Annotated in this window: 34 protein-coding genes; 6 read left to right on the top strand and 28 right to left on the bottom strand. The window is 56.9% G+C overall.

Annotated features, from left to right (window positions below; translation table 11 throughout):
* The first annotated feature begins 35 nt into the window (after positions 1 to 35).
* The gene (gene rplS, locus O9K67_RS06095; protein WP_002914145.1) at positions 36 to 383 is read left to right on the top strand and encodes a 50S ribosomal protein L19; all 348 of its coding nucleotides are present in this window, start codon (positions 36 to 38) and stop codon (positions 381 to 383) included.
* Between the two features lie 176 nt (positions 384 to 559).
* Here rplS and O9K67_RS06100 read toward each other — a convergent pair whose 3' ends face one another.
* The 28 genes from O9K67_RS06100 to O9K67_RS06235 form a co-directional block, all read right to left on the bottom strand.
* Entirely contained in the window at positions 560 to 754 is a 195-nt protein-coding gene (locus O9K67_RS06100) for a DNA-binding transcriptional regulator (RefSeq protein WP_061493588.1), read from the bottom strand.
* A gap of 83 nt (positions 755 to 837) precedes the next feature.
* On the bottom strand, positions 838 to 1992 hold the full coding sequence (locus O9K67_RS06105; protein ID WP_061493589.1) for a contractile injection system protein, VgrG/Pvc8 family: 1155 nt from the start codon (positions 1990 to 1992) through the stop codon (positions 838 to 840).
* Positions 1989 to 2450: a phage tail protein gene (locus O9K67_RS06110; protein WP_061493590.1), complete on the bottom strand. Its 462-nt coding sequence runs from the start codon at positions 2448 to 2450 to the stop codon at positions 1989 to 1991. The genes O9K67_RS06105 and O9K67_RS06110 overlap by 4 nt, the downstream gene beginning before the upstream one ends.
* A gap of 2 nt (positions 2451 to 2452) precedes the next feature.
* Entirely contained in the window at positions 2453 to 4183 is a 1731-nt protein-coding gene (locus O9K67_RS06115) for a phage tail tape measure protein (protein ID WP_061493591.1), read from the bottom strand.
* Positions 4176 to 4295 carry a GpE family phage tail protein gene (locus tag O9K67_RS06120; protein ID WP_061493592.1) on the bottom strand — a complete coding sequence of 40 codons (120 nt, stop codon included), beginning with the start codon at positions 4293 to 4295 and terminating at the stop codon, positions 4176 to 4178. The genes O9K67_RS06115 and O9K67_RS06120 overlap by 8 nt, the downstream gene beginning before the upstream one ends.
* Positions 4296 to 4327: 32 nt before the next feature.
* Complete coding sequence (locus tag O9K67_RS06125) at positions 4328 to 4609, bottom strand: phage tail assembly protein (RefSeq protein WP_061493593.1); 282 nt, start codon at positions 4607 to 4609, stop codon at positions 4328 to 4330.
* A 62-nt stretch (positions 4610 to 4671) separates the two neighbouring features.
* Entirely contained in the window at positions 4672 to 5190 is a 519-nt protein-coding gene (locus O9K67_RS06130) for a phage major tail tube protein (protein WP_061493594.1), read from the bottom strand.
* A gap of 12 nt (positions 5191 to 5202) precedes the next feature.
* A complete protein-coding gene (locus O9K67_RS06135; protein WP_061493595.1) occupies positions 5203 to 6384 on the bottom strand; it encodes a phage tail sheath protein in 1182 nt (393 codons plus the stop codon).
* 131 nt (positions 6385 to 6515) lie between these two features.
* Positions 6516 to 6947 carry a tail fiber assembly protein gene (locus tag O9K67_RS06140; RefSeq protein WP_061493596.1) on the bottom strand — a complete coding sequence of 144 codons (432 nt, stop codon included), beginning with the start codon at positions 6945 to 6947 and terminating at the stop codon, positions 6516 to 6518.
* Position 6948: 1 nt separating this feature from the next.
* Positions 6949 to 7872: a phage tail protein gene (locus O9K67_RS06145; RefSeq protein ID WP_082794199.1), complete on the bottom strand. Its 924-nt coding sequence runs from the start codon at positions 7870 to 7872 to the stop codon at positions 6949 to 6951.
* 129 nt (positions 7873 to 8001) lie between these two features.
* Positions 8002 to 8598 carry a tail fiber assembly protein gene (locus O9K67_RS06150; RefSeq protein ID WP_061493597.1) on the bottom strand — a complete coding sequence of 199 codons (597 nt, stop codon included), beginning with the start codon at positions 8596 to 8598 and terminating at the stop codon, positions 8002 to 8004.
* Entirely contained in the window at positions 8598 to 9671 is a 1074-nt protein-coding gene (locus tag O9K67_RS06155) for a phage tail protein (RefSeq protein ID WP_061493598.1), read from the bottom strand. Before O9K67_RS06155 ends, O9K67_RS06150 begins: the two co-directional genes overlap by 1 nt.
* Before the next feature lie 177 nt (positions 9672 to 9848).
* Positions 9849 to 10883 (bottom strand): phage tail protein, encoded by a 1035-nt coding sequence (locus tag O9K67_RS06160; RefSeq protein WP_061493599.1) that lies wholly within the window; start codon positions 10881 to 10883, stop codon positions 9849 to 9851.
* Positions 10880 to 11491, bottom strand: coding sequence for a phage tail protein I (locus tag O9K67_RS06165; protein WP_061493600.1), 612 nt, complete (start codon positions 11489 to 11491; stop codon positions 10880 to 10882). The genes O9K67_RS06160 and O9K67_RS06165 overlap by 4 nt, the downstream gene beginning before the upstream one ends.
* Positions 11484 to 12392, bottom strand: coding sequence for a baseplate assembly protein (locus O9K67_RS06170; protein ID WP_061493601.1), 909 nt, complete (start codon positions 12390 to 12392; stop codon positions 11484 to 11486). Before O9K67_RS06170 ends, O9K67_RS06165 begins: the two co-directional genes overlap by 8 nt.
* Positions 12393 to 12396: 4 nt before the next feature.
* Positions 12397 to 12744 carry a GPW/gp25 family protein gene (locus tag O9K67_RS06175; RefSeq protein WP_061493602.1) on the bottom strand — a complete coding sequence of 116 codons (348 nt, stop codon included), beginning with the start codon at positions 12742 to 12744 and terminating at the stop codon, positions 12397 to 12399.
* Positions 12741 to 13376, bottom strand: a complete 636-nt coding sequence (locus O9K67_RS06180) for a phage baseplate assembly protein V (protein WP_061493603.1) — start codon at positions 13374 to 13376, stop codon at positions 12741 to 12743. The genes O9K67_RS06175 and O9K67_RS06180 overlap by 4 nt, the downstream gene beginning before the upstream one ends.
* Before the next feature lie 86 nt (positions 13377 to 13462).
* Positions 13463 to 13930: a phage tail protein gene (locus O9K67_RS06185; protein WP_061493604.1), complete on the bottom strand. Its 468-nt coding sequence runs from the start codon at positions 13928 to 13930 to the stop codon at positions 13463 to 13465.
* Positions 13869 to 14138 carry an Rz1-like lysis system protein LysC gene (gene lysC, locus O9K67_RS06190; protein ID WP_082794139.1) on the bottom strand — a complete coding sequence of 90 codons (270 nt, stop codon included), beginning with the start codon at positions 14136 to 14138 and terminating at the stop codon, positions 13869 to 13871. Before lysC ends, O9K67_RS06185 begins: the two co-directional genes overlap by 62 nt.
* Positions 14038 to 14451 carry an Rz-like lysis system protein LysB gene (lysB, locus tag O9K67_RS06195; RefSeq protein ID WP_061493605.1) on the bottom strand — a complete coding sequence of 138 codons (414 nt, stop codon included), beginning with the start codon at positions 14449 to 14451 and terminating at the stop codon, positions 14038 to 14040. The genes lysC and lysB overlap by 101 nt, the downstream gene beginning before the upstream one ends.
* Positions 14448 to 14957, bottom strand: a complete 510-nt coding sequence (locus tag O9K67_RS06200) for a lysozyme (RefSeq protein WP_061493606.1) — start codon at positions 14955 to 14957, stop codon at positions 14448 to 14450. The genes lysB and O9K67_RS06200 overlap by 4 nt, the downstream gene beginning before the upstream one ends.
* Positions 14941 to 15162 (bottom strand): HP1 family phage holin, encoded by a 222-nt coding sequence (locus tag O9K67_RS06205; RefSeq protein WP_061493607.1) that lies wholly within the window; start codon positions 15160 to 15162, stop codon positions 14941 to 14943. The genes O9K67_RS06200 and O9K67_RS06205 overlap by 17 nt, the downstream gene beginning before the upstream one ends.
* Positions 15153 to 15356: a tail protein X gene (locus O9K67_RS06210; protein ID WP_061493608.1), complete on the bottom strand. Its 204-nt coding sequence runs from the start codon at positions 15354 to 15356 to the stop codon at positions 15153 to 15155. The genes O9K67_RS06205 and O9K67_RS06210 overlap by 10 nt, the downstream gene beginning before the upstream one ends.
* A gap of 218 nt (positions 15357 to 15574) precedes the next feature.
* A complete protein-coding gene (locus O9K67_RS06215) occupies positions 15575 to 15760 on the bottom strand; it encodes a hypothetical protein (protein WP_061493609.1) in 186 nt (61 codons plus the stop codon).
* A gap of 47 nt (positions 15761 to 15807) precedes the next feature.
* A complete protein-coding gene (locus O9K67_RS06220) occupies positions 15808 to 17814 on the bottom strand; it encodes a replication endonuclease (RefSeq protein WP_082794140.1) in 2007 nt (668 codons plus the stop codon).
* Positions 17815 to 18036: a TraR/DksA C4-type zinc finger protein gene (locus O9K67_RS06225; RefSeq protein WP_061493610.1), complete on the bottom strand. Its 222-nt coding sequence runs from the start codon at positions 18034 to 18036 to the stop codon at positions 17815 to 17817. It lies immediately after the preceding gene.
* 95 nt (positions 18037 to 18131) lie between these two features.
* Positions 18132 to 18470: a DUF5347 domain-containing protein gene (locus tag O9K67_RS06230; RefSeq protein WP_061493611.1), complete on the bottom strand. Its 339-nt coding sequence runs from the start codon at positions 18468 to 18470 to the stop codon at positions 18132 to 18134.
* A 38-nt stretch (positions 18471 to 18508) separates the two neighbouring features.
* Positions 18509 to 18808, bottom strand: coding sequence for a Cro/Cl family transcriptional regulator (locus O9K67_RS06235; RefSeq protein WP_408612866.1), 300 nt, complete (start codon positions 18806 to 18808; stop codon positions 18509 to 18511).
* Between the two features lie 193 nt (positions 18809 to 19001).
* On the opposite strand from O9K67_RS06235, the gene O9K67_RS06240 reads away from it, so the two are divergent.
* The 5 genes from O9K67_RS06240 (at position 19002) to aroF (ending at position 24253) form a co-directional block, all read left to right on the top strand.
* The gene (locus O9K67_RS06240; RefSeq protein WP_061493613.1) at positions 19002 to 19853 is read left to right on the top strand and encodes a phage repressor protein CI; all 852 of its coding nucleotides are present in this window, start codon (positions 19002 to 19004) and stop codon (positions 19851 to 19853) included.
* A 7-nt stretch (positions 19854 to 19860) separates the two neighbouring features.
* Positions 19861 to 20910 (top strand): site-specific integrase, encoded by a 1050-nt coding sequence (locus O9K67_RS06245; protein ID WP_061493614.1) that lies wholly within the window; start codon positions 19861 to 19863, stop codon positions 20908 to 20910.
* A gap of 209 nt (positions 20911 to 21119) precedes the next feature.
* Positions 21120 to 21545, top strand: coding sequence for a DUF2946 domain-containing protein (locus O9K67_RS06250; RefSeq protein WP_408612848.1), 426 nt, complete (start codon positions 21120 to 21122; stop codon positions 21543 to 21545).
* A gap of 63 nt (positions 21546 to 21608) precedes the next feature.
* Positions 21609 to 22973, top strand: coding sequence for a PepSY-associated TM helix domain-containing protein (locus tag O9K67_RS06255; RefSeq protein ID WP_061493616.1), 1365 nt, complete (start codon positions 21609 to 21611; stop codon positions 22971 to 22973).
* A 209-nt stretch (positions 22974 to 23182) separates the two neighbouring features.
* A complete protein-coding gene (gene aroF / locus O9K67_RS06260) occupies positions 23183 to 24253 on the top strand; it encodes a 3-deoxy-7-phosphoheptulonate synthase AroF (protein ID WP_061493617.1) in 1071 nt (356 codons plus the stop codon).
* Positions 24254 to 24256 lie beyond the last annotated feature (3 nt).

The raw sequence follows: 24256 nt of genomic DNA on the forward strand, positions 1-24256 counted from the left end.
CCAATATCAGTTTACCCAGGATAAGAGATTAAATTATGAGCAACATTATTAAGCAACTTGAACAAGAGCAGATGAAGCAGGACGTACCTTCCTTCCGTCCGGGCGATACCGTGGAAGTGAAAGTATGGGTTGTTGAAGGTTCCAAAAAACGTCTGCAGGCATTCGAGGGCGTGGTTATCGCTATTCGTAACCGCGGTCTGCACTCTGCATTCACTGTTCGTAAAATTTCCAACGGCGAAGGCGTTGAGCGTGTCTTCCAGACTCACTCTCCGGTAGTTGACAGCATTGCTGTTAAACGTCGTGGTGCTGTTCGTAAAGCTAAACTGTACTACCTGCGTGAGCGTACCGGTAAGTCTGCTCGTATTAAAGAGCGTCTTAACTAAGGATCGCTTTCGCGACATCCGAAAAGTTAGTGTAAAACAAGGGGTTGGCGTAATGCCAACCCCTTTTTTATTGGCGATGGCGGCAGAATGGCGGCAGAGGATCGCCACTGGCGGCACTGAATGGCAGGCAAAAAAAAGCCTGCTTGCGCAGGCTTTGGGATGGGGTAATGCCGGTATTACCGCACACTGTGGGGCGGTGCGGCTTGTGTCGCGCCAGGACGGACAATGTAGCGTGCCAACGATTCGTGGGTCACGAAGGTGCAGCCGCAGTTGATGTTCTGGCACTGGTGGTAGCGTTCTTTGGTTTCGGTACTGAGATAGCGGCTTGAACGCGCATGAGCCGCTTCCTGGCATAACGGGCAATGCATCATTTTGTGATTTCTCCAGCGTGTTTATGCCAGTAATAATAAACCATTAACTCGCAAATGCAAGTTAACAATTGCATTTGACGTTTTCAGGCGCCAGATTCCTCCATGTCGTACTCCACGTTTCGGATGTCGGCTTCCAGCTCCAGTTTTGTAATAAAACCTTTTTTATCAATGCCATGAGTCACTTTTTTGATCACCCATGGCGTTTTATTGATCACATCCTTAAAACCCGATAACCGGACAGGCGTTTCCGGCGCGATGTCGGCCCGTCCTTGCGCGAGAGTCAGGCTAAATTGCGCTGCATTTCTCTGACGTTGTTGCCATTCCGCTTCTGCCGCACGGATGGCTTCATCTTTGGAGGCGAACATGTTTTGCAGGATGCTGACATTCTCGCGTGAACCGGCGAGGTAATCCTTTGTTGCCTGCTGCGTGCCGGCGCTTTTGCGCGTCAGTTTTACCTGTTTCACCTGTTTCTGCGGCGTTTTCGTATCCTGCCAGCGAGCGATGACACTGCCGTATGCTGTCCGATCGGCCAAATCAAACGTATGAGCATCGCCATCGCTACGGCTGATGGTCACCGTTGGGATGGCCTTACCGCCTCGTACGCATTTACCCGGCACAAGAAAAATCAGTACGCCCGATTTTACGGCGATTTCAGCACCGTTGCGGATAGCCAGCCGGGTGAGAAAGGCGATGTCGCTTTCTTTGGACTGGTCAATATGCGCTATCGTAATACCGGCCAACGCCGGCGAGACGCTGGCGCTCAGCGAATTGCGCCAGGCAATATCTTTCACAATCTCGCCAAGCGTTGTGTCATGCCATGACCACTCTTTTGGGGTATTCATGTCATTGCGAAAATCGACGCTGCGCCCGGTAATCACCAGTTGATCCGGCGTGCCCCGGTGCGTGACCTGGTCGATAATGAAACTTCCCATATTGGTCAGTACCGAGCCCTGTCGGCCAATCGAGACGTTAACCTGCGCGTTGCGCTCTGGCATCTCGATTTTGCCGTCGCTGTCATCCAGCGTCAGTGTCAGCGTGTCAGCTTCAAAACCGCGGTTGTCCGTGACCGTGAGCGCGATTAATCGCGGGGCGAGCCTGGCGGTAATGTCTTTTTTTTCGTCTTTGCTGGTGTTGTTTTTTGCCGCAGAGGCGCTGCTGCTGGCGGGTTTTTGGTTCAGCTCCAGCTTAAACGCGGGGGCATCTCCCCGCGTCAGATCGTTGTCGAGAGCGTCAATCATCCGCGACTCCCCAGCATTTTAGTGGCATCGTCGAGCAGCTTACTGCCTTTCGTGTAAAGCGCTTCTGCCTCGGAGAGCAGCGACTCGTCGACCCGGGTTAAATTCAGGGTGAAGCTGATTTTGCGCGGCGAGCCGTCGCTATAAAACTCGGAGCCGTTCTCTTTGACGCTGCTGATGACATACACACCGTAAATCATGCCCGTGCCGTCGATGAGCGGCCATTGTCCGCCCTGTTCAGCCATCAGACGCACGGCCGCCAGCGACAGCACGCCGCCGGTCAGTTCCGGGTAGAGCGCGCCGGTAATTTCGAGAGTATCTTCGCCCGGACCGATATACTGATACGCCGCGCGTTTACCGACGCGCGCGTTGCTGCTCCAGGTAAACGTCGAGGTGCGGTTCAGGTTCTGAAACGGCAGCGTTTGCCGCATAAAGACAAAAAGTCCCAGCGCCAGCATCATAATTAAAACCCTCCTGATGGATAGAATTGCGAAAGGGTGCTGTTGCGTTTGTTCGCCGCGTCCTGGCGGAACAGATCCTGCAGGTAGCGCTCGTTAGTGCTACCGGGGGTGATATCGCCCTGTAGCGTGACGTTATATTCCGTTTTGCTCTGGTCGACATACGAATTACCCCCTGCGGGTCTGGCTGCCTGGTAGTTGTTGAATCCCGGCATTGTGCTGGTTGGCTGGACGTAACCGAATGTTGTCCCCGCCGCCGTTGCGTCCACCTGCGGTTTGGGGATCGCAATCGCCGGTTGCTTGTTCACGATGCCGAGTTTCTCCAGCAGCCAGCCGACGCCGTCGATCAGCAATTTCAGCGGCCATAAGCAACCGATCAGCCCATCGGCCAGAAACTTGCCGAAGGATTGCCCGGCATTGCCGCATTTCTCTAGCGCTTCCTGACTGAATGTAATCGGGGAGAGCAGCGCGCCAAACAGGTCTTTTATCCACGTCAGGCCGTTGCCAATGGCGTCGAAAACGGGTTGTAAAGGCGCGAACAGTCCGGCAAGTGGGGCTAATCCGGCTTTGATGCCTTCGACCACGCCGCCAAAGAAGGCGCTAATCGGTTCCCAGAGGGCGTAAATGCCCAGCGCTATGCCGGCAACTGCGGCAATAATGCCGATGATGGGCAGGGTAAGCGAGCCAAGTACCGCTACAATAGCGCCACACACGGTGGTAAAGACGCTGCCAAGGGTGGTGGCGATGGTGATAAGCGTACTGATGCCCGTAAAGAAGGGCGCAATAACGCTGGCCACGGTGCCAATGGCCCCGGCGACGCCAACCACCACGGTGGCGATCATGCCGAAGGTTTGCACCAGTCCCTGGTTGTTCTGTACCCACTGTTGTAGCTGGCCCAGATACTGAGTAGCGGTTTGTACCAGCTGGCGTAAAGAGGATTCCTGAGTGCGGAAAATATCCACGCTCAGCGACTGATACGCCGCTTGCAGCGCTTGTAAATCGGTGCCGAGATTGCCGCCGCTCTGCGTGGTTGCCACGTTCGCACCGGGGTTGGCTGGACTGGCAGGGATGGCCGCCGGTGCCTCTTTCAGCGACGCTTCGTAACCCGGTTGCAGCAGTTTTTTGCCGAGGTTAACCCCGGTGGTAGCAACCGACATGCCGGTTTTGCCGACGGTGGAGAGGTTCCCGGCAATACCCAGAATGGATTGCTGTCCCGCTTTGATTTTCGCCATGCGGTTTTGCCGGTTCTCCTGCGCCAGCGCATCGCGCTGGGTGGTCAGTTGCCCGGTATGCTCGTTGATGCTGTTTTGCAGACGCTGCCGTGCGCTTGCCGGTGCGCGGGTGCTGATGCCTGCCTGGCTCAGTACCTGGCGCTGGTTTTTCACCGACTGACGCAGGTCATCATGCTGTTGTTGCAGGGTGCTGACGCGGCTGCGGGCTTTCTCCAGTTCGCTTATTTGCGTACGGGAGGGCTCGTCCACTTTTTTCAGTTCAGATGCCAGCGCGCGGGTTTTCTCTTTGGCGACGTTCAGCGCCTGGCTGACGGCAGTCAGGGCGTTTTGCGTTCGGGTAAAACCGTCGATTTGCGCCACCTGACTGTACAGGCCGCGTAAGGTGGTCTGCGTCTCTTTAACCTGATCAGACAGCGACACATTCGCGGTCTGTAAGGTTTTAAACGGGCGCGTCGCCTGATCAACAGCCGTGAGCAAGTCTTCTATTTTTACGCTGTTACTCATGTGTGTTTCCGCTTCGCTGCAGCGCTTTTTCGCGCCATGTGATGAGTTCGCTCAGGCTCAGGGGATAGAGCTCTGACGGCGGCCAGTGAAAAATCACCGCGATATCCGCCATCAGATCGTCAACCGACAGGTTCGCCGGAAAGCTTACCGTGCCGAAGCCGGTGACAAAAAACCAACCACCTTGCCGGCCAGCGCCACCATATCCACCAGGTCCAGCGCGCTCACTTCCTGCTCGGTAAGCGACGGCGAGGTAATGCGCGGCAACACTTTGATCAGCGCATCCACTTCGGCATTCGCCACTGCCGCCAGGCTCACGCCACGCAGCGTGCCGGCGTTCGGTTTCATCAGGGTAATAACAGTAATGCTCTGTTCGCCGCGTGTGATCGGGTTTTCCAGGGTGATGACGTTGTCAGTTTCGTTGCTCATGAGTTCCTCGTGGTTCCATTAGCGGGGGAAGAACCGGCCAGCGAGGCTGACCGGGATGCGCATTACAGGCCGATATTGCGGCGGTGCTGCTCGAGGCGGTCTACGCCGTTGACTTTTTCGATCATGTTAACGGTGTCGATTTCCACCAGTTCCTTGCCATCCATCGTCAGTTTGAAATAAGTGCAAACGACGGAGATTTTGGATTCGGTGTCTTCGCCCACTTTGTTTTCGCCTGTGTCGATCTCTTTCTGGCGACCACGCATGACCACTTCGACTGCCACCGTTTCACCGGTGTCGTCGCGCTGGTAGGAACCGGCGAAACGCACAGGGACGGCGTCTGCGCTGGTTGCGCCATACAGTTCCCAGATAGCCGTATCCGGGAAACCGCCCAGCGTCCACTCCATCGACATGGCGTCGTCATCCAGCCCCATATCGACAGGCGCGACACCACTCATGCCTGCGCCGCGGTAGTTTTCCAGCTTGCGGGTCAGTTTCGGCAGCGTGATGGATTTGGCGATCCCCTGATAGCTGTAGCCATTGAGGAACACGTTCATGTATTTCAGTTTTCTCGGCATTGCCATTTATCAGGTTCCTTAATTGCTGTTGACCGAGGAGACCAGATTCACCAGGTACTTATCGGTGATGCGCTGGCGTAAGGTCAGGTTTTCCAGTGGCGGCACCGGCGTATAGTCGTAATCGATATACAGTTTCCCGGCTTTCAGGGTGACGGCATCGTTGGCGGTTTCGTCGAACCAGCAGGTGGCATCCACGATGTACCCGTTGCTTTTCAGCTCGCGGAACTTCGCATTAATGCCTTCGATGATGTCGCGGATAAGCGTTGCGGTGATCGGTTTGTCCACCGCCCACATATGCGCATCGGCCATGGTGTCGGCGATAACCTGCGCGGTGCGGGTGTAGTTTTCAAACAGGAACAGCGGATCATCGGAGCAGGTGCGGTTGCCCCAGAAGCGGAAACCGTCTTTGCGGATAAGCGTGGTCACGCCAGCCGCGTTGAGCAGATCCGCGTCGGTACCGGATTCCTGCAAATCCCAGAACACCGGAGTACTGATGCCGGTCACACCGTTAACGCCAACGTTGGACAGGGTTTTGTGCCAGCCAACGGACTGGTCGATGTAAGCACGCAGACCCAGCGCGCGGGCAGTAGCGTAGGCGGTGGAAGTCGCGTTCGCGACGGTATCCCAGGCGAGGAAATCTGGCCAGATCACCATCAGCTCACGCTGGCTGAAGTTTTCGCGATACTTCATTGCATCGGAAAGGGTTTTGCAGCCCCAGGCACTGACATAGCCGAAGGCGCGCAGTTTCTGGCAGACAGAGGCCAGTGCGGTGGCGACTTCCTGGGTGTCATAACCCGGAACGCCAAGAATACGCGGTTTCACGCCGGTTACCGCTTCAGCGGTCAGCAGTGCTTTCAGGCCAGTGTATTTACCGTTTGCATCGGTGGTGCCGATGATATTGGAAATGGTCTGCGCCTGCGCGGTGTCGCCCGTGCCTTCCGCAACGCGCACCACAACGATGACCGGTTTCGCCTGGTCAGCAATGGCTTGCAGAGAAGAGGAGAGCGTACCTTTGACGCCCGCTTTCGCAATGGCGCTCTGCACGCTGGTGATCAGCACTGGTTCATTAAGGGGGAACATCTCAGCGTCTGCATCGCTGGCGGTACATACCATGCCGACAATGGCCGTTGAGACAGTGGAAATGACGCGTGTGCCGTCGTTGATTTCGACGACCTGGACGCCATGATGATAGTCACTCATCCGTTTAACTCCGTGGTTTTGGGGTGAGTGCTATTCTCCAGGGCGGCGGGGTCGGGCGCTATTTATCGGCGTTGGGGCTGGGCTGAAACAACAGTGACGGGCAAAAAAAACGGGCCGCAGCCCGTTCGGTTTTATTCCGGCAGCGCGGGCCAACTGATATCCGGCGCGGTAGCGGTGTCGATCGCGGTTACGCTATCGATGTAATCTATCCAGTTATTAAGTTGCGCGGTTTCGTTGTCTGCGAGTTTCCGTCCCATTAATAACTTCGTCTGCCAGATAACAATTTTTGCGGTGGCGGCATTGAGCAGAAACGTTTTATGCTGATCCGCCAACGCTTTTTCCTCCTCTGAGGACAGCGGCGGAATATCAACCCACGCCGGACGCCCATCAACCGCGCCGAGTTGTTTACCATTTGGCGGGGTCTGGCACCAATAGGCGCTGACTTCTGCATCGGTTGCTTCGACAGCATCAACCGGCCATGTCTCGTTGTTATAGGTCCCGTCATCTTTCCATGCTGCTGGAATAAACGCATTCATAGCGGGAGAAAAAAAGGCTGTTGTCATATTAATACCCCAATGCAAAGGTAAATGCGCCATACACGCCCGGCGTGCCGTTTATCCGCAGATGAAAATTGGTCATCACTCTCGGGTCAGGATCTGAAACGTTATTAAAGGAGATAGTCGGGTAATCTGTCCCTGCCACACCCAGACGTTTAAAGGTTCCCCAAACCCCGAGCCGCTGGTTTGGAAACGGTGTGGGGTGTGTCCAGGTGGCGTCTCCGCTGGCATTGGACATGACATTCCCCCACTGGATAATCAGTCCGCCGGGTTTATCCGGAATCCGAATGTAATCAGATTGGGTAAAGCTGGCTTTAGGCAACAACGCAGAAATCAATGCTTCAATCCCCAGGTTTTTAACCGCCGCAGCGACGGCTGCGGGGCCCGAATCGGCTATCTCTTTCAGCGACTGGGAAATTTGCAAATACTGGCTGTGCGGGTTGGGGGCTTTAATATGATCGCTAAGGTGGTCATCCACGTACTGACGACTGGCGAGCGCCACCGTGGCATCCACTTTTAAGGTGATGGCCGACGTATTCGAAATCGTCAGCACCATGCGGATGGTTTGCGTGCGGCCACTGCCCTCATCCAGTTGCGGTTTATAGGTTTCCGGGCAGTTCGCCACGGCCACCAGTACCCCAGCATCGTCGTAGAGACCCATTTCGCGGATCCAGAAGCCGCCTTCATTTTCCGGAATAATTTGCTCGGCGATAATCTGGTTACTGTTGATGCTATCCACCATCAGCACATTCAGTGCACCGATGCGTTTCTGGTTCACCAGGCTGGTTTGCGTGGCGTTCGGTGAGGGCAGCGTGCCATTACCGTCGCCAACTGCCATGCGGGTAATGTTAAGCCGGGTGCCTTGCGCCGTGGCGGCCGCCAGCTTCGCTGCTCCCTGATTGGTCAGAATGGCATAATATTTCGCAGTCATGCGTTCACTCTCGGTTATCGGATAAGTAAACGACATTGTCCGGTGCAGATGTGGGAGGGGGCTATCGGTCGGGGTTGGCTGCGGTCTGGTACAACCCGGCATAAAAAACGGGCCGAAGCCCGTTGCGTATTATGCCGGTTGCACAGGCCAGCTGATATCCGGTGCCTGCGCGCTATCCATTGCCTGCACGGCATCAATATAATCCATCCAGGCGATCAGCCGCGCTTTATTGGCATCGCTAATGCGGCCCAGTTGCAGGGCCGTCTGCCACAGGCTGATGGTGTTTTTCGCTTCATTCAGCAACTGCGTTTTTTTCTGCTCTGCGCTGGCTATTTGCGCGGCATGCTGTGCGGCGCTGTCGGTGACCCAGGTGCTGCCGTTCCACTTATCGTACGGCGTTGCCGGGGCAAGCGTGGTCACGTTCGCCGGGTAATCACCCAGCGTGGTAATAGACGTTTTTTCACCGCTTTCGAGATTATAAACGGTTTCGCCGCGATGATCGGCAACGTATTGCCAACTGCGGCCATCGGTCGCGCAGCACACCGCGAAACCGTTTTTCGCCGCCAGCGGTGGTTCAACGGTCGAATTGCCGGGAATACCCACGCCAATCGCCAGGTACTCTACCGACGTAGAGTAGTATTCGCGCGTCTCACCATCAAAGTTATAGACAGTGATCTCCCCGGCAGCGGTGGCAATCAGGTTCTGGTTCAGCGTTGCTTGCGACATTATTGAGCCCTCACGATGTAATTAAATGCAATGTTGCGCGGTCGGTTTTCTGCCGCGGTAGGGACGGAGAGTGAGGCGTTAACACCAATTCCATATCCGTTAGCCAGGGTTTCTGACGATCCCCCGCCTTGTGGCATTCCCATTCCGTATAAAATCCCGCTGACATGTTGCTCGAATCCGTAGGGGGCAACACAAGGAATCGACCCCACCAGGTTGCGGATAGCGTCTCCTTGTGCAGTTAATAACGCTCTTCCTGCATCTACCCCACGTCCATCATCCCAGCCACGAAGAAATTCCCCACGTAGATCCGGCAGTACGCCAGAAGGGTAGGCTGCAGCCAGCCTTGGGAATTGCACTTTATCGAACGTGGCACCGTTGCACTTGAACCAACCGCCCGGCGGTGTTGCCTGCGGCCAGGCGACTGGCGCGCCGACAGGAAGAATGCCGTCATAATCGGCGATAACATCACGCACATATTTGGTGTTGGCGATTTGCTGCCCGTAGTTGCTGACAGGAGTATTGGGCACGGTCGGCGCGCCGGTGAATACCGGGCTGGCAAGCGGCGCATACTGAGTGTGCGGGTTGCTGGCCTTAATATGATTATTCATCAGGTCGTCAGCGTACTGGCGTGTGGCCAGCACCACCGACGGGTCAATTTTGAGGGTGACCGCCGCCGTTGACGAGACCACCACCACCATGCGAATCGTCTGCGTACGCCCGCTGCCTTCCTGCATCTGCGGCTTATAGGTTTCCGGGCAGTTGGCAATGGCAATCAGCACGCCGTCGTCATCATACAGGCCGATTTCGCGGATCCAGTAACCCCCTTCGGTTTCCGGAATCACCTGCTCGGCAATAATCTGGTTGGCGTTGTTGGGGTCAACAGAAAGCCGGTTCAGCGGCGCAATACGTTTCTGGTTAATCAGTTTCGTTTGCGAAGCATCGGGGGTCGGCAACACGCCGTTGGCATCGCCGATCGCCATCTGCGTAAGAGTAAGTTTTGTGCCTAGCGCCGTTGCGTTCGCCAGCTTCGCTGCACCCTGACTGGTCAGAATGGCAAAATATTTTGCGGACATGCGTTAACTCTCTGGTTGTTTGTGGATGAATGAAACATCGCGGTTAAGACAGGCGTTATTTTCCGTTCAGCCACAGACGAACACCATTTAACGGGGTTTATTACGGGCTGACACAACGACGAGGGATAAAAAAAAGCGCCAGATGGCGCTGTGTTTAACAGAATGGCAATACGGGCATTACGCTGCCCGGACGATATAGTTAAAAGCAATGTTGCGTGGGCGGTTTTCAGTTGATGTTGGCACAACGAGCGACGCATCAAATCTGACACCATAGTTAGTGGTTGGAGATACGGACTGGGGCACAGGCGTGATCGTGTTATTGGTGCCAGAGTTAAAAGTGGCCAGTGCGCCGCTGACACCAGTTGGAATTACCACGCCGTTAGAACCTGATTGATAGGCAATTATTGAGCCAGTGATATTGCGAATGGCATCTCCCTGTGCGCTTAACAGCACCCGGTCGGTATCCACCTTGCGCCCATTATCCCAGCCGCGAATAAACTCGCCGCGCAGATCAGGCAACACGCCAGACGGGTACACCGCTGCCAGCCCAGGCCAGGTGGCTTTATCAAATGCCGCGCCATTGCACAACAGCCAGCCGTCAGGCGGCATTGCCGCAGGGTAAGGCACCGGCACGCCAATCGGCGTGTAGTAGGCGATATCCGCCACTTTCACGTATTGCGGATGCGGGTTGGCAGCAGCCAGGTGATTCGCCAGCAGGCTGTCTGCATAGGCTTTCACCTCAATGACTTTATCATCCACATACTTACGCGTGGCCAGCACCACCGCCGGGTCAATGGTCAGCGTCACCGACGACGGCGACGATACCGCCAATAGCATGCGCACAATTTGCGTGCGACCGCTGCCTTCCTGCATCTGCGGTTTATAGGTCTCCGGGCAGTTAGCGACGGCAACCAGCGAGCCCTCATCATCATACAGACCGATTTCGCGGATCCAGAAACCGCCCTCGGTTTCCGGAATCACCTGTTCGGCAATAATCTGACTGGCATTGCCGGGATCGAGAGTCAGCGTATTCAGTGGCGCAATACGTTTCTGGTTAATCAATGCGGTTTGCGCGGCATCCGGCGTGGGTAATGCGCCGTTAGCATCGCCGACCGCCATTTGCGTCAGTTTGAGCTGACGGCCAAGCGCGGTAGCGTTCGCCAGTTTCGCCGCCCCCAGGTTGGTCAGAATGGCAAAATATTTGGTGGTCATGGGTTAACTCTCAGGTCATCAATCAAATGAACAGCGGAAGCCGGGAAGCTCTCACCGCCAACAACAATCTCTTCCGGCGCGTAGGGGTAAACCGTCAGCTCTTCACCCAGGTAACAGCCCGCACCGACATAAAACTCACCCTGCGTACTCAGGCTAATATTCAGGCTGGTGAGATGGCGGCTCGCGGGTTTGGCGTCATCAATCAACCGCTCCAGCTCCTCGTACATCGCCTCGGTGATGCCGTGATCCTGCACGCCAATCACCAGCTTAAAGGTGCCAGGCTCGGCGTTGTCCTGCCACCACTCGCGCAGCTCAATCAGAAAACCGAGCGGTTCGACAACGCGGTGCAGGGCGCTGAGGGTGCCCTTGTGCTGATGAACATAAAAAGAGGCGGCAATCACGTTGCGTTTGGTGGCTTCCGGCCAGGTGTAATCCCAGCGATCGACCGACAGCGCCCACGCCAGGTAAGGCAGCAGCTCAGCCGGGCATTTTTGCGGGTCCCACAAGGTACGCAGCGGCACCGGCACACGTTCGATTTGCGCCGCCGCTGTGGTTGCCGCTACCTCAAGTCCTGAGGAGCCAACCGGTAACAGGCGGTCATCATTCATCGGTACCTCCGGCCTGAATGCTCCACGCGGTGCAATACGACGCCTGATGTTTGTCGAGCACCAGATCGCTTTGCGGGGCGCTCAGCTCGACACGCTGCACGCCTTCAACATGCAGGGCGGCATAAATCGCCGACTGGCGAATGTCGCGGCCAAGTCGGCGCTGGGCATTGATATAGGCTTTCAGTTGCGCTTCGGCGGCCTGGCGAATCGGTTCGGATTCCGGTCCAGGGTAGAAATAGAGCGTGGCGTTAATCTGGTACGGCACAATCTGTGCGCTTTGCACCGTCACGCGATCACCCACCGGGCGCACATCTTCCGCGTTTAGGGCTTTATCGACGATGGCGACCAGTTCGTCGCTGGCGCTGCCATCGCCTTCGCGAGAGAGCACCGACACGGTGATATACGCCGGATTCGGACTGACCACGGAGATATCCGCCACCCGTCCGTCGGCGCTGCGCCCGTGGTATTCATACGCGCCCACCGGCCCGGCGACGCTTAATCCTTCAAACGCCTGCTGCGCGCGCAGACGCAGATCCTTATCGGACTCCATCACGGCGGCGGTCGGCGGAAGGGTGCTGTCATCCGCCGGGGTGATGGTCAGACGCGCGGTGTTGCTGTTGGCGGCAACCACATCGAGGTCATTCCCGGCGGCGTAGGCCAGCATCACCGCGCGTGCGGCTTCGTTGACGCGCTGGCGCCACATCACTTCGCGGTAGGCGTTCTCTTCAAGAAACTTGGTCAACGGCTCAGATTCCAGCGCCAGCGTACGGGCGATTGCCTCTTGCTCATCCGTTGGAAACAGGGAAATCAGCGTTGCTTTACGCGCATCGAGGATAGTTTCGTAATTCAGCTCCTCGACCACGTCCGGCGCAGGAAGCTGGCTCAGATCGATAATCGGCATGGTTTTAACTCACAGGAAGGGTTAACGAAAGGGATTCACCGGTGCTGGCAAGCTGGCCGGTCAGGTTGACAATCATTTTGCCGTCGAACTGGCGCTCAACGGTCACCGCGCTGACGCGGATGCGCGGCTCCCATTTCAGCAGCGCCATATAGCACGCCGCCTGAATTTGCAGTGCCAGCGCCGGGGTTTGCGGCTGGTCGATCATCTCAAACAATTGCGAGCCGTAATCGCGGCGCATCACCCGCGAGCCAATCGGCGTACGCAGGATGTCGCTGATGCTCTGGCGGATATGCGCAGTGTCGGTCAGGCTCGCGCCAGTGGTGCGGTTTAACCCGCTGTAACGAACTGTCATAGAGGTGCTCCTGTTGTGCCGCCGCTGTCGCCAGGGTGTTGATGGGTATGCAGCACTTTGCCGTTGGACGACAGCGAACCGCCGCTGTGCTCGATATTGCCGCGCATCGTGCCGCCGCTTTTTACCTCCAGCGTGCCGGTGATGAGCTTATTGGTGCAGACCACTTCCGGGGTATCCAGCGTGACGCGGGTGGATGCCTTCACTAACACCTCCGGCACGCTGGCGGTAATGGATTGTGAGGCGCTGATCTCGGCGGTTTTGATGCCGCTGACTTTCAGGGCGCTGGTTTGGGGTTCGTACTCAACTACCGCGCCATCCGGGAAGGCAACATGCCAGGCATCCGCCGAAGTGGACGGTGCCGGGCGATCGTCGGAATAGATCCCGGGCAGAACAAAGGCGGTGTCGAGTTCGCCACCGACCGCCAGCACTAACACCTGCTCGCCGACGGAAGGCGCCCACCACGTACGTGATTGACCGGCGCGGTGGGTTAACCACTGCAGCCACTGAGTAACAAGGCCGCCTGTCTGCACACGACAACGCCCGGTGTTAAGGTCGGTTTCGACGATAATCCCGGTGCGGATCATATTGCGCAGCGCGCGGGCCATTTCCTGGAGCGAGAGTTGTGTATTCATACGCGAAATGATGCTATGCGCCCCCGGCTTTGGAAAACGGACAACGCTGTCCGGGTTTTGGCACAACGCCAGGGAGCAATGGGTTATCAGGAGGACCAGCTGCTGAGCAGCTCGCCGTGAACATACAGCTCTTTCGGGCGGGTCACCAACGCCGGCGGCAACGGTTCCGGCAGCGTTTCGGCATACAGCGCGCCATCCACTTCCTTCACCTGTGTGCGTTCCGTCAGTTGCAGCGTGAGGGCCAGATCCTGCGTACTGTCGCTATTGGTAACCAGCGTCCAGCTAAAACAGGCTTGCTGGCCGGCTTCCACGGTGAGGATATCGGGCTGGTTGTCGCGTAGCCACAGCATCACCGGCACGAAGATCGTGTCGATATCGCCGGAAAAACCACTGACGGCGACATTCAGACTGAACTGTTTTTCAAACGACAGTGAGTGGGAGAGGGTGGCAATATTTTTGCCTTTATCCACCCACAGTCGCAGCATGGCAGGGTTAGTGCGCAGGGCCGGGACGGCGTCCATCAGGGCTTTGCGCAGCGTATCGGGTTTTAGCATTTATCTCATCCTGGCAGTGTTTAACGGTTTCGACCTGTAACGCGCACTGTTCCAGCGCGCGCTCAAGCCGTCGAATATCGGCGCTTAAGTCGCCGTTGGTTTGGGGATTACTTGCCGGCATCGGGCACAGACTGACCTGCGGGCAACGGTTGTAAACAGTGACCGGCAGAGGCGCAGGCGGGGCGCTGGTGCACCCGGCGCACAGCATCAGGCAGCTCAGCGCTGTACCAGCGGCGAAACGCATCGTTTTCATTGATTAACCTCGTAATAGCCTGTTCGCGCTGCACCGCCTGCGCACTGGCGGAATCCAGTTGCTGGCGCAGCGCCACCTGCGCCTGCTCGTTGCTGTCCGCCAGTTCGCGTGAGGCGGTAAGCTGCGCGTTCAGTTGTGCGATAGCGCTGTTTTGCGCCTGGGTTAGCTGGCGGGACTGTGCCAGCGACGTGCGCAGCGTGTGGTTTTGCTGCAACAGCCACAGCAGGCCGCAGACGCCCAACAGCAGGGCAATTAGCCAGGTTTTCATAACGTCCCCTGGAGACATAAGGCGCGTTCACGCTGGCGGCGATTTTCCAGCCCGGTATTGCGCACACCGTCGATAAACACCCAGCGTGGCAGCTGATCGCAGGCCTGTTGCCACTGTTTTTTATTGAGGAAAAACGCCAGCGTTGAGCGGCAGGCGGCACCGGTACCGACGTTAAACGCAAAGCTGATCACCGCGTCGTAGACCTGCGGCGGCATCGCCACCGTTACGCACTCCGACAGTCGACGCTCAACATGCAGGACATCGGCGACCAGGTTGACCGCCGCCTCTTTTTCCGTGATATCGCGTTTCGGCGTGACGCCGGCGGTATGGCCAATACCGGACGTCCAGACGCCAGCGCTGCACTGATAAGGGCGCAGCCGACAACCTTCGAGATCGGCAATCAGCGCCAGCCCTTGCTGCGAGGTATGGAGTAAGCGGAAGTCCGGTATCAGTGCCGCCAGCGCCAGCACGACCGCTGCGCTACAGCGTTTAACGGGTAAGCCCATTGATCACCTCCTGGCTCGTGGCGCAGGATTTGAGAAACAGATAGCTCTTTCGGCGGTAATACCAGTTCACCGCCACGGTAACGGCAACGCCGAGCGCGCCAAACCAGGCGGCGAAGTCTTGTGGCGTCATCGCGCCAAAAAACGTCAGCGCGACGCTGATCCAATACGCCAGCGACGAGGTGACTTTTTCGATGGTCATGCCCATAGGTTCACCGTTTCGTTCACCGTGGCGACCGCCACTTCCGGCAGTTCAACGCGGGTGCCATGGGGCAGGATCACCCCGAGTTCCGCCAGTACAGGGTTGGCCAGAAGTACGGTTTCGACCACGCCTTCCGTGCGGCCGTAATAGCGCAGACAAAGGATGTCGAGGGTGTCGCCCTGTTGTGTAATTGCATTCATCGTGTTCGGATCTCTTGCGGTCTGGAGGGAGTGTTTCCAGCTTCAAGTGTCGTGGGTGGGGCAGACAGACGCCATCTGTCAGGGCTGGTTAAGCGTTGGCACAACGTGAGAAAGCCGTAATGATGCAGAAAGGGGAGAACAACAAAAGCGCGCGCCAGACCGGTGGCGGCTGGCGCGCAATGCTGTAAATGCCTCTGCCTGAGGAAGGCGGCAGAGCGTTATTCGGCGGGGTAAAAAAGCTCCTTATCTGCTACCCCTGGGGTTTCGCTGTGTGCGATGTTCGACACCATGGTCATGGCGAGTTCCATCTCTTCCCTGGTACAGCGATGAAGTAGCGCCAGATCAGTAATCAGTTTGACGCACGCCCAATTAAACTGCGATTTTTCGAAACGTTCAGACACCATGAATCCCCTCATGTGCTTTTACTGTATGGATGTACAGTATCATAAGCCTAATAGTAATGGGAAGCGAAAAATATTTCATCTTGATACCTATGTTGATGATTAGAAAAAGTATTGTTGTTTTCTGATAACGGTTTCTCTCCTCTGTTTTTTGTGAATTGCGCCGCAATTTTGTCAGGAGACTGGCAACAGCCCGCCTGCCATTCCCGCCGGGGCGTACAGTTATTGACAGAACTCCAAGAGGGCGCAGATGCGCCCTGAAGGTCAAGGTCCGTACGCTTCGGCACAATCTTCCATTTCTTCAGCCGCGTGAGCACCGGCGAACCCGCGCCGACGGTGGTGTCGTACAGGCCGCGAATGGCTACAATCGTTTCGCCATACTGATTAAACATGTTCTCCTCCTCGTACCATGTGCGCACTTGCAGGTCGTCGCGGCGTACAAACGGCCCGCCCTGCGCATTCACATAGCCAGCCCAGTCACCGGCGTCGGCGGCGTCATGCACCTGTGCGAACTCCACGCTTAACCCGCGTGCGGTTTCGCTGTCGGCCATGCGCCGCAGTTCGCGGTACACCGTGACCGGTGCGCCGCCGATAAACTGGAACTGGCGGATACGCCAGCGCGAGGCCCATGCCGCCACTGCGCAAGCGGTTTCCTGCAACGGTGAACCGCTCTCGTGATCGGTTTCACCTTCCAGCGCATAACCGTCGATATTCTTAGCGATGTACTTCGCCACATAACCGGTTGCGCTGCCCTTCCGTGAATCTATCGCCTGCGCGTCAAAGCGCGCCTTCCTCGCTTTTTCACTATTAAGCTCATGATTGTCTTCAAGTTTTGCGTACTCGCTCGTAATATCGCGTACGCGAGCAACATCCTGAGGCTGCATAAACAGCAACAGATGCCAGTGCGGGGTGCCATCGTGATGCGGCTCCGCCACGCGAATGCCGAACACGCGCAGATTATGGCGGTGCAGCTTGGCGCGAATACGCGCCCACAGCGCGGTGAAGTAACGTTGGGTCTGCGCCGGACTGGCACCGTTCCACTTCCGATTGCGGTAGCCGGTGCGGGTGGTGGCGTGCCAGGCGGAAGGGGCGGTCAGGGTGTAAAACTCGCCCACGTAACCCAGGTTCTGGCAGATGGTCTCGAACCCGCGAATGCGCGTCATCAGCTCGCTGCGGCGGATCGCCGGGTTGGCTACCGAACCATCGTGTTTATCGATCAGACTGATGCGGTTACCTTCTTCGTCCTCGAGTTCCATGCCTTTGAGAAACTCACGGTTACGGCGTTTTTGCTCGCGCCAGGCACTGACGCAATCCTGGCTGGCGTAGGGGTGTTTTTTCTTGCTGACGTTGCCCAGTGCGATCTGGAGATGTTCCCGCCACTGTGCAGCGATGCGGCGTAAATGCCCGCGCCACCACTGTTCGCTGAACAGGCGGATCACGGCCGGGGCGAGGTCGCTGGCGTTGGCCAGTTTGCGGGTGACTCGTTGCCAGTGCGGCGGTGTGACGTTGAATTGCAGGGCGATGATCCCCGCGCGCATATACCAACGATGCAGGGTTTTCAGCTCGGCGTCGTCGGCGTTATCGATATCTGCCAGTTCGCCGCGAATAAAATTGGCGATGTCCGCCGACAGCCGGTCGATCGCTTTTTTCGTCATGTCCGGTAGGCGGTTGTAGCGGGCGAGTAAATTCACCAGCCGGCTCGCGAGGTCGCGCTGAACCTGTGTATCGAAGTGGCCATTAAATACCGCTTTCGATACGCGCTGGTGAATGCAGGTGAGTTGGTAACGCTGTGTGACCGCGTTGAGGCGGGGCAGCGTACGCGCCACAACGTGGCGCAGCCAGGCGTTGGCGCGCGCCTCGCCGTGGTGCTTCTCCAGCGTATCCGCCGTGCGCATGATTGGCAGGCGTACACACTCCGGTTGCAGCGCCAGCGCATGACGGGCTTGCAACAACGCCGCAATCAGCTGATTGCGACGGTGGAGTTCGGCATGCGTGAGGTAGGGGCTGGCAATCGCCGGACGCGGCGCGTTCCACGGAAAAGCCCACGAGATCGCCAATTAGCGCCTCCTGTAGTGTTTATCTTGCCGTTCGGCGCGGTGCTGGCAGGTTACGCAGCAGGTCACGCCGGGCAGCGCCATACGGCGGGCTTCGGGGATAGGCGCATCGCAGTTTTCGCAGGTCAGACGCGATGGTAACAGCAGGCGGTTGCGTGCCTGGCGGATGTACCGTTCGCGCTCTTCCAGCTCACGCTGTTGTACGAGATCCATTTCATCGGCCATCGGTAACGCTCCTTAGGGTGTGGTGCATTGGGTTTCTCCTGATTGCGGGCAAAAGGGGGCCTGGCGGGTGGACGCCATGGCTTACGGATTGGGGGTTAGCGCGGCAGGGTCAGGCGTTTCGGAAACAGGCTGACGACCGCGCGGAAATGGTTCATTGCACTGATCACGGCTCTCTTCTCTTCAAGCGTCAGTGCGTGTGGGCCGAGAGCCTGGCGGGCCGCGGGCACGCGGGCGAGAAAGAAGATCGCCGCCAGTGCGCGGCTGTTTTCGTCGTACTGCGCGTCGCGCTTATCGCACAAATCCTCGATAAAACGCGCCACTTCGGGCCAGCTATCGCCCCAGTGACTGGTGCGGAGTTCGGCGATATGGTTCAGCCCGTTAAGTCGTTCTCCGGCGCTGAGCGGTACGCTGATGCGGTCTGCTGTGATAGCCATACTCTCTCCTGTTTTCTTCTGAGCTTGCAAAAGCAAACTCAGTTAAAGGATGTGCCGGCGCGGTGATCGATATAGCGGCAGTCGATGGCCTGCTGCGTTAATTTGTCGCGCCAGGCTTTCACATTGATCAACGTACGGCTACGTTTCCCGGCATGTTGCGCCACGGAATAGTCGCGTGTCGGGGCTTTGAGCAATATGCCTTCGTCAAGCCATTGCCAGACCAGACGTTCGCTGATACCGCGCATGGCGGCGAAATCTTTCACCGTCATCGCGTCGGACATCGCCGAGCGGATCAGCGTTTGCAACGCTGGCAACAGGGCGGACATCAGCTCATCCATTTGGCCATGGGTGAAATTTCCGGATTGCATTTGAGAGTCGGATAACGGATGAGACGGCGTTGATTTTGCATCTGACATATCGCATTATCTCCTGTGGTTTGAAATGTACTGCACTGGTGTGCATTTTGGTCTATGCACAGCAATATAAATCGCAAATGCGATTGTGTAAATCACTTTTTCGAAGTTGGTATGCATGAGTGAAAACAAGATGAGTGTTCAGGATGTGATTGAGCGCATTGCCGCGTCCTATTCCGTCTCCAGCCAGAAAGCGCTCGCCGAAGCGCTGGATGTGCCGGCGAACAATATCAGTAGCTGGATCCAGCGCGAGAGCGTGCCCTATAAAGCAGTGGTCAAATGTGCGCTCGATACCGGGGCCGATCTGCACTGGCTGGTGGAAGGTGAGTTTGCAAATGCAAAATTAACCGATAAACCCGCACCGAAAGGCAAAGCGTTGTACAACGAGATTTTATCGACCGGCGGGCGCCCGGTGCTGCGCCGAATCCTCGATGCATACGGGTTTCAGATGCAAAAAGATCTCGGTGATTTGCTGGATATCTCTTCCGGAACCATCAGTACCTGGGTGCGGCGTGAGTTTTTCCCCGGCGATGTGGTGGTGACGTGCGCGCTGGATACCGGCGTGTCGCTCAACTGGTTGGCGACCGGCAAAGGCGAGATGTATCCCGCCGCGTCCACGTCGGCTGTGCAACACGAGGCGGCGCTGAGTATCCCGAAATATCGCCATGAGTCCGGCGAACTGAAAGAGGCGGGCATGTGGTTGCTGGATCGTAGCCTGGCACCGTCGTCCGTCGACAGCCTGAATTTTATTGAAGGGCTGAATGCGGGCTGGCTGGTGGACACTTCCGCGCAAAAAATCGGTAACGGTCGCTGGTTTATCCGCATTGATGATGTGCTGGATGTGTTTGATGTGGTGCGCTTGCCGGGCGGCAAGGTGCGTCTTACCAATCATTCGGCGGATTTTGAGTGCAACGTGACAGAGATTGAGCCGTTTGGCGTGGTGATTTTTACGCTGGAAAAACACGTTTAGGGTAACCATGACGGTCAGCAAACAGAAAAATGGGAAGTGGCTGTGCGAGCTCTATCCGCAGGGACGGGAGGGGCGACGTATTCGTCGGCAGTTTCCTACCAAAGGTGAAGCCGAGGCATTTGAGCGCTGGACAAAGCAGGAGGCGCAGGAGAAGCCCTGGCTTGGCGAAAAAGAGGACCGCCGTCGGTTGAGCGATCTGATTGCGCTGTGGTTTAAGTTGCATGGGCAGTCGCTGGCGGCCGGGAAATCGCGGATGGCTAAGCTGGAGATTGTCTGCCGGGGGCTCGGCGACCCGCTGGCGACGGAGCTGACCGCGAAAGTGTGGGCGCACTATCGCGATCGGCGTTTGAGTGGCGAAATCGATAATGGTTACACGCGCGATCCGGCGAACTGGAAGGTGAAGCCGGTGACGGTGAACCGCGAGCAGCAGTATCTCAGTGCGGTGTTTAACGAGTTGAGTCGGTTGGGGGAGTGGCAGTTACCGAACCCGCTCGAGGGGGTACGGACGTTTCGCGAGAAAGAGCGCGAGATGACGTGGCTGACACCGCCGCAAATCGCCACACTGCTGGCGGCCTGTGACGCGTTCGGGAATCGCGATTTAACGCGGGTGGTGAAGGTGTGTCTTGCCACCGGCGCGCGCTGGCGCGAAGCGGAAAACCTTCAGCGCACGCAGCTTTCGGCCAATAAAATCACGTTTGTGAAAACCAAGGGCGGCAAGAACCGTACCGTGCCCATTCCGCAGTGGTTGTATGACGAGCTTGCGCCATTGCAGGGGCAGATGTTCCAGCCGTGCTATCCGGCGTTCAGCAAAATGCTGGCGTCCACCGATATCGCACTGGCCGAGGGGCAGAAAACCCATGTGTTGCGCCATACCTTTGCCGCGCATTTCATGACCAATGGCGGCAATATCCTGGTACTGCAGCGTATTCTGGGTCACGCCAATATCCGTGAAACCCTGCGTTACGCCCACTTCGCGCCCGATCATCTGGAAGACGCGGTAACCCTGAACCCGCTGGCGCATTTTAATGGCGGCAAAATGGCGGCAGAAGTTGCATAACGCTGCAATTTATTGCAGTGAAAGAGGGGGTAAGGCATTGGTGGGTAACGGTTATGAGCGTGTTGTGGAGAGGCGAGGGAAAAGCGTCTTAACTAGTTTTTTCGTGCTCTCTTCGAGGGATGCCAACCGCTTTTCGTTCTTTTTGGTGAAAAAATTAACCTTCTGGTGATGATTAATTTACAATGCCGCTTCGATCGGGAGGAGAAGGGGTGAAGCGTATTTTTCATCAGTATGCAGCAAAACGCGCGGCCGCCTGGCTGGCGTTATTTTCGATCCTGCTGATCCTCATCGCCCCGCTGATTTCCGTCTCGTTGCAACACGATTCGATGAAGGCGATGGCGGGCATGCATCATGAGATGAGCATGCCAATGCCTGACCATCATCAGATGTCGCATGCGCAAATGCGTCATCACGAAATACCCTCACAGAGCATGCCGCTCGACCACGCCCAAGCGTGTGGCTATTGCGTACTGCTGGCGCATGTTCCTGGCCTGATTTTCCTTGTCGCCATGTTGCTACTGGGGCGCGTATTGCGTATGCGCCTGGCCCCCGGAAAGCAAGAGGTTTCGCACTGGCACTTCTTTCCCTGGCTCTGGCCAGATACCCGCGCGCCGCCGCGCGTCTGCTTTTTCTGACACGATAATATTGCCCGTACGCCCTGGCGTAACGGCATCTTTTTGCTATTTCTGAGGAAAAGTATGACTTCCTGCACCCCGCGTGCGGCGTGGCTGAACCTGCTACGACGCCTGCATTTTTACATCGGTCTGTTTGTGGGGCCGTTTATCTTTATCGCCGCCCTGACTGGCACTTTATACGTGGCGACGCCGCAGCTCGAAAACGCGCTCTATCAGGATGCGCTTTACGGCGTGGAGAAGGGGGAACGCCAGCCGCTGGCGGAACAGATTGCCATTGCTGAGCAGGTGACCGGCGGGCATCTGCGTCTCCATGCGGTGCGTCCTGGTCTGAGCGGTAACGACACGACACGTGTGATGTTTGCCGATCCGCGGCTTGGCGAGTCGGAAAATCGCGCCATTTTTATTGACCCAATGACCTTGCAAGTGAAGGGCGATATGACGGTTTATGGCACCAGCGGGATTTTGCCGCTGCGCCAGTGGATAGATTACGCCCACCGTTCATTGTTGCTCGGCGATGTCGGGCGTATTTACAGTGAACTGGCGGCGTCCTGGATGTGGGTGGCGGCGCTGGGTGGCATTGCGTTGTGGTTTTTCACCCGACCAAAGCGGCGGCTCAATAACCCGGTGCAACATCATCGGCGCTGGCATGTTTCGCTCGGCTGGATCTTGCTGGCGGGAATGTTGCTGTTCTCAGCAACCGGCTTGACCTGGTCACAATGGGCTGGCGGCAATGTTGATCGTCTGCGCGCCGCGTTTGGCTGGATGACTCCGCAACTCAATACACAACTGCATGGCATGGCAACGATTGGCGATCCACATGCGGAACACCATGCGCACCATGACGGTATGGAAATGCCTGATATGCAGCTCGATTGGGTGCAGTTTGATGAGGTGCTGCAGAGTGCGCAGCAGGCTGGCATTTCCGCCACTAAGCTGGAAATCCGCCCGCCGCGTAGCGCCGATAAAGCCTGGACGGTAAGTGAAATCGATCGTCGCTGGCCCACGCAGGTTGATGCGGTAGCCATTGACGGCAGCAGCATGGCGGTTATCGATCGCACCCGATTTGCTGATTTCCCGTTAATGGCGAAACTCACGCGCTGGGGCGTCGATTTCCATATGGGCGTACTGTTTGGTCTGCCGAATCAGTTACTGCTGATCGCCTTTGGCAGCGCACTCTGTGTCACGATCGTACTGGGCTACCGGCTATGGTGGATACGTCGTCCGGCTCGGGCAAGTACGAACCCGGCGGGAACATTGCTGTACTGCTGGCTGCATCTGAGCGTGGTGGGGCGTACGATCACTGCGTCGCTGGCATTATTGCTGGGACTGGCTTTGCCGGTACTGGGGGGCAGCCTGTTGGTGTTTATACTGATGGATATCATACGCTGGAGGCGTCATCGTCAGGAGGCGCAGATCGAGGTCGGCTAATGGCTAATGACAAATGGTGCGGCTAACCCCGCGCCATTTGTTTGTGTAACGCTACCGTTACAGTAATTGCACTGTAAAATGGCTTTTAATTTGATTGTGTAAAGTAAACGGTACGAATTGTGGATTGAAATCTTTACCGCTTGTGGTATGGTTACGTCATCCTCGCAAGAGGAACAACTATCGCAAACGAGTCACACAGGATCGCAATCATGCAAAAAGACGCGCTGAACAACGTACACATCACCGACGAACAGGTTCTGATCACACCGGATCAATTAAAAGCGACATTTCCGCTGACCACGGAGCAAGAAGCGCAAATCGCGCAATCTCGCCAGACCATCTCCGATATCATTGCCGGGCGCGATCCGCGCTTGCTGGTGGTTTGTGGTCCTTGCTCTATTCACGATCCGGAAGCGGCGATTGAGTACGCTCGTCGATTTAAAGCCCTTGCCGCAGAGGTCAGCGATAGCCTCTACCTGGTGATGCGCGTCTATTTTGAAAAACCCCGTACTACCGTTGGCTGGAAGGGGCTGATTAACGATCCGCATATGGATGGCTCGTTTGATGTGGAAGGCGGACTGAAGATTGCGCGCCGTCTGCTGGTTGAGCTGGTCAGCATGGGACTGCCGCTGGCGACGGAAGCGCTGGATCCGAATAGCCCGCAGTTCCTGGGTGATCTGTTCAGCTGGTCGGCAATTGGCGCACGTACCACGGAATCCCAGACGCACCGCGAAATGGCCTCCGGTCTGTCGATGCCTGTGGGGTTCAAAAACGGCACCGACGGCAGCCTGGCCACGGCGATCAACGCCATGCGTGCTGCTGCGATGCCGCACCGCTTTGTCGGTATCAACCAGGCCGGTCAGGTCTGCCTGTTGCAAACGCAGGGTAACCCGGACGGGCATGTGATTTTGCGCGGCGGTAAAGCGCCGAACTACAGCCCGGCGGACGTTGCGCAGTGCGAAAAAGAGATGGCTCAGGCGGGACTCAGGCCGTCGCTGATGGTAGATTGCAGTCATGGTAACTCCAATAAAGATTATCGTCGCCAGCCTGCCGTTGCGGAATCCGTCGTTGCTCAAATCAAAGATGGCAACCGGTCGATTACCGGTTTGATGATTGAAAGCAACATTCACGAAGGCAATCAATCTTCTGAACAACCGCGCAGTGCAATGAAGTACGGCGTTTCCGTGACGGATGCCTGCATCAGTTGGGAAACCACGGAAGCGTTGTTGCGTGAGATTGATAAAGACCTGCGCAATAGTCTGGCGACGCGTCTTGCTTAAGAG

The sequence above is a fragment of the Kosakonia oryzendophytica genome, assembly GCF_027886705.1.
GTDB classification, from domain to species: domain Bacteria; phylum Pseudomonadota; class Gammaproteobacteria; order Enterobacterales; family Enterobacteriaceae; genus Kosakonia; species Kosakonia oryzendophytica.